The sequence below is a fragment of the Cedecea sp. VD22 genome, from assembly GCF_037150195.1.
In the GTDB taxonomy this organism is placed as follows: domain Bacteria; phylum Pseudomonadota; class Gammaproteobacteria; order Enterobacterales; family Enterobacteriaceae; genus Cedecea.
Genome location: NZ_JBBCPX010000068.1, coordinates 1 through 266 on the forward strand (window position 1 = coordinate 1; position 266 = coordinate 266).

The 266-nt window shown below is 53.8% G+C and carries 1 rRNA gene; it reads right to left on the minus strand.

The annotated features are described in order from the left end of the window. Positions 1-266: ribosomal RNA gene (locus WFK85_RS23515) — 16S ribosomal RNA — on the minus strand; the annotation flags it as partial.

The following is a 266-nucleotide window of genomic DNA, read 5'->3' on the forward strand; positions in this document are numbered from 1 at the left end:
GTTCCCGGCCGAACCGCTGGCAACAAAGGATAAGGGTTGCGCTCGTTGCGGGACTTAACCCAACATTTCACAACACGAGCTGACGACAGCCATGCAGCACCTGTCTCAGAGTTCCCGAAGGCACCAATCCATCTCTGGAAAGTTCTCTGGATGTCAAGAGTAGGTAAGGTTCTTCGCGTTGCATCGAATTAAACCACATGCTCCACCGCTTGTGCGGGCCCCCGTCAATTCATTTGAGTTTTAACCTTGCGGCCGTACTCCCCAGG